The 4057-nt window shown below is 49.2% G+C and carries 6 protein-coding genes; 4 read left to right on the top strand and 2 right to left on the bottom strand.

The window, feature by feature from the left end; all coding sequences use genetic code 11:
- Together IBX50_RS17955 and IBX50_RS17950 are read right to left on the bottom strand one after the other, a co-directional pair.
- Positions 1 to 593 (bottom strand): hypothetical protein (locus IBX50_RS17955; RefSeq protein ID WP_292257723.1); only part of this gene is annotated, 593 nt, incomplete at its 3' end.
- Positions 594 to 1069: 476 nt separating this feature from the next.
- On the bottom strand, positions 1070 to 2008 hold the full coding sequence (locus IBX50_RS17950) for a metallophosphoesterase (protein ID WP_292256863.1): 939 nt from the start codon (positions 2006 to 2008) through the stop codon (positions 1070 to 1072).
- Positions 2009 to 2139: 131 nt separating this feature from the next.
- On the opposite strand from IBX50_RS17950, the gene IBX50_RS17945 reads away from it, so the two are divergent.
- From IBX50_RS17945 to IBX50_RS17930, 4 genes are all read left to right on the top strand, one after another.
- On the top strand, positions 2140 to 2574 hold the full coding sequence (locus tag IBX50_RS17945; protein ID WP_292256865.1) for a hypothetical protein: 435 nt from the start codon (positions 2140 to 2142) through the stop codon (positions 2572 to 2574).
- 165 nt (positions 2575 to 2739) lie between these two features.
- A complete protein-coding gene (locus tag IBX50_RS17940) occupies positions 2740 to 3342 on the top strand; it encodes a metallophosphoesterase family protein (RefSeq protein WP_292256867.1) in 603 nt (200 codons plus the stop codon).
- A 33-nt stretch (positions 3343 to 3375) separates the two neighbouring features.
- Positions 3376 to 3708, top strand: coding sequence for a nucleotidyltransferase domain-containing protein (locus IBX50_RS17935; RefSeq protein ID WP_292257721.1), 333 nt, complete (start codon positions 3376 to 3378; stop codon positions 3706 to 3708).
- Between the two features lie 68 nt (positions 3709 to 3776).
- The coding region (locus IBX50_RS17930) for a helix-turn-helix transcriptional regulator (RefSeq protein WP_292257719.1) at positions 3777 to 4057 on the top strand (281 nt) is incomplete at its 3' end.

Below are 4057 nucleotides of genomic sequence, written 5' to 3'. Positions count from 1 at the left end.
GTGCCTTTACCCATGGACTGAAAAGCCAGTTCCATTTGCAATTCAGGCATGTTTTGTAACCCAAGCAAAATTCCAGTGTGGTAATGCACATGCACACCACTGTCTTCAAAGGTGTAGCTAGTCAAGTAGTTGCGATCAATATCAAATGATGCGTAACCCAACCCAAGTGCCGCAAAAACTTTCAGACTGACACCTTTGCTTTGATCAAAGCCAACCACATCATGCAAGTATCCCATACCTGCAAACATGGAGAAGTAGGAGGATTCTTCCTTATAGGTCGAGTTACTGAGGTAATATCTGCGAGTACCATCACCGCTGAGATAACGTCCACCCGCCATCAGGAAGACATTATCCTGGTAGCCGCCGAACATGCCATCCATTGCTTCAAAAGTGGATGCCATAGCCTTGGCATCCACACCAATACCTGAGCCATCCACAAATGGAGTTAGCTGCTTACCCAGAATCAGGTAACCCGCAGCACGATTGATCATCTGCTCGTTTTCTGTTTGATCACCTGCGGTCTCTGCCAGTAACTGCCCTGCTGACAAAGTAGCGGCCAAAGCTGTAGCCAGAAGTGTCATTTGCTTTTTCATTGCTATTTCCCTTTTGTGATTAAAACCCTTAATGCAGGCGCACCCACTGTGTCGCTTTACCTTGATTCTGGTCAGCTTGCGCTTGATACACCCTCTCATCTTTGCTGATGGCATAAGCCCCAGAGCTGAAGTGCTCTGGATTTTCCAAATGCAAAATCCACCCCTCTACCTGCAGGGATAGAGTCTTCTGGTATGTGCTCACGAAACTCCGCCGCTTTTTTGATGAACTCAGAATATTTCGACATTTCGCAGCCTCCCTCTCTCTACTCCCTTGCTTTTTCATTACTCAAAGAATGCACTTATTGAGAAATAAAATTTATAAGGGGATATTAACCCCGTTTCCAAAACACCTGCAACCCCTGCCAAGGTGAGCAAAAGGCAGGGGTTGCAGGTGTCTTCGGAAAAACGGTAGGTTGCGGTGGGGATAGCTTCAAGAGGATAGCAACAAGCGTGATCTTATCCGTGTGTCAAAACGATCACTGGTGTGCAACAAAACCGGAACGGTTCAGGCACATCTCACCTGAAAAACGATAAGCCACCAGGCGCCCGGCTTTGGCAATGCTGTAATCAAGACAAGCCAGCCAGTCTGTCAAAGGAGATGGTTCGCCATCCAGCCAGTAATGGCCGATAAATGTAGGTTTACGGATGGAGCCATAGGCTTCCAAGCTATCACCCACCGGTGTTTTTGGTAGCTGACTGGCAAATTTTTCAGGCATCATAACAACGCGATCCAGCGTGGTTTCGTGGCTCTCGCGCCCGCCCTTCCACCACTGAATACGGGTTGTGCGGCGATGTGTGCCGTCCTTATCTTGAAAGCTGTAACCTGCAGGTAGATCGACTTCTACGCCCTTCAGCAGGGTTTCAATAGACCGATACGCCGCAGTGTTCTTCTGAAAAAATCCGTGCAGGTATTCTGGCTGCAGCTGCAGGTGGGGAGTCAGCAGCGGCATAATTTGGTTCATTGAAGTTTCACACCAGCAGGCATGTACCAGTTGCAGGTGAGGCTTCTTAATCCAGATTGGCAAAGTCATGAACCAGTCAATCCAGCTGTGATGCAGCTGGGTGCCCTCTCCAACCTGATCTAAAAAGGCTTGGTGCTGCACCCGATTTTTATGGCTACGGGGGCGCAGTGGCTGCCCATCGCTACCCTCATGGAACCAGCCAATGGCATTCAGCTCATGATTCCCCATCACTGACTCAGCTTGTCCGGCTTCCATCATGTCTCGAACGATGCTCAACACTTCCATCTGTGCAGGGCCTCGGTCAATAAAGTCTCCGAGGAACAGGGTTTTACGTTCTGGGTGTTGATAGGCTCCATTGCTCTTGCTGTAACCTAAACGCTCCAGTAATTGATGCAGCGCATCAGCATGACCATGGATGTCGCCAATCACATCAAATAATGACTCAGTCTGCATTTTTCTTAGCGCCTCCAAATGCGCAGCCCCTCTGATCAACGATGAGAACATTAGGATCAAACCTGTAATATCGCTATAATCGAGGCAAGAAGTAATTTCATCAAGCCATCAAGATGACTGGAGTAACTCTCATGGGTCGTGTAGAGAACCTGAAGCCAACCAAGGCAGCCATTAAGTTGCCTACGATTCAGCAAGCCATGGCTTGGAGAGAGCTGCAATTAAAAGATGGAAAGCAGGACTCGTGTTCAGTGTACATCGTGATTTTTGAGTCTCCAAAATCAGATGCCGAGACCGATGAAGACACCGCAAAGAAAAACTACAAATACAACAAATCGCTGGTTGCGATTAAATCTGGCGAACTCATTATTCCAACCCGCAGCGTTAGAGAAAACAAGGCGCAGATTTCAAGTTCCATCAGTGCCTCCATCAGCCGAATTGCCCGATCTGCACCCGATGTACAGGACATTCGGCTGCTGCGCGTAGCGCATGACTGGAAAATACCCGGCCCTTCTGACTTTCCCGAAGTGCTGCTGCAAGCCATTGAACATGCCGTAGATCAGCTTTAACCAGAGATTATTCGTTTCTCTAGGGTTGCAGGTCAACAAAGGTGCAATATATATTGGCTCTGGAGTCATAATCAATACCACCCTTCTCCTATTCGGACATTGCTTGTAACTCCCCCCGTTCGATCAAACTCTTGTATTAGATCAACACTGGTCAGGGAGCCACTCATGGCAATTGCAAAAATTTATATCATCAGCGACACGCACTTTGGTCACAAAAACATTCTGCGCTACCGCACTCACGAGCGCTTTCCGGAGTTTGTCGGGGCTGAAATGACACCCCAGGAACACGACCAGAAGCTTGAAGAACGTATTCTTGAAACGGTGAATCGGAAAGACACGCTGTGGATGCTGGGTGATTCGTTTTTCAGCATGGACAGCCTGGATGTACTGCGCCGGATTCGCGCGCGTGTGGCGCGTCTGAATCTGGTGCTGGGTAACCACTGCTTCCAGAACTGCCCTGCCGGTGAGGGACTGGCAACGGTCTTTCGTGAAAACCTGGCTGACCGGATTGAAGGCATGGTGAAGCTGAAAATCAGCGGCGGTGGCAAGTTTGCCGCTGCCTGGCTGACGCACACCCCAATGCACCCGACTGAGATTTTCAAGGGCAACGTCAACATCCACGGCCATACACACGCCAAGGTAATTGATGACCCGCTGTATTTTAATGCGAACTGCGAAAATCTGGATTTCCGGCCGGTGGAGTTGTCCCGTATCAGTCAGGGCTACCGGGGTGAACTGATCAAGCGTGGCTGGGTGCGAAAGGAATAAGGGAAGATGTTAACCAAATCGATCGGTCAGAACATGCTGGATGATACGACGATAAAGGTCTTAAACCATTTCAAGGCACGGATTTTAAATCGGTACGGTGAGGCTGAGTTTATCCTTTTTGGAAGCCGCGCCCGTGGGGATCACCGCCCTGACAGCGATGCGGATGTTGCCGTTATTCTGGCTGGCGAACCTTTACCGCCCTACAAGACCAAGATGGACATGGCAAAAATAGCTTTTGATGTGTTGCTGGATGATGAGCTGCTGATCTCCCCGCTGCCGTTATGGCGGCAAGAATGGGAAAACCCAGATCAGTACAACAATCCGTTTTTGATCTTCAACATCAAAAGGGAGGGGGTGGCGTTTTAAGAGACCCACCCAAAAGAAATGATCATTAACGGCTTTAATGCAGCTTGTATTGGTCAATGGAGCTGAGGATGCCAGTCACAAAAGAAAGCGCAGAACAAAGACCTCCAGCGCATGACCGCCATGCCCAGGAGGCCGCCACTTTGCTGGGGTCACTGATTCGTCTGGGTCGTAAAAAAAAGAAATGGAGCCAATCCAATCTGGCCGAGCGCATAAACATCTCCAGAGCGACGCTGCAAAAGCTAGAAAAAGGGTATATGCGCTGTGCACTGGGGCTTTTTTTTGAAGCGGCATCATTGGTGCAACTCAAGTTTTTTGTGTCTGACCGCATTCCCATTTCGTTGCAACTCGA

Source organism: Marinospirillum sp. (assembly GCF_014859565.1).
The sequence above is the reverse complement of the archived record's forward strand: the minus strand, read 5'-3'. Positions and strand labels throughout refer to the sequence as shown.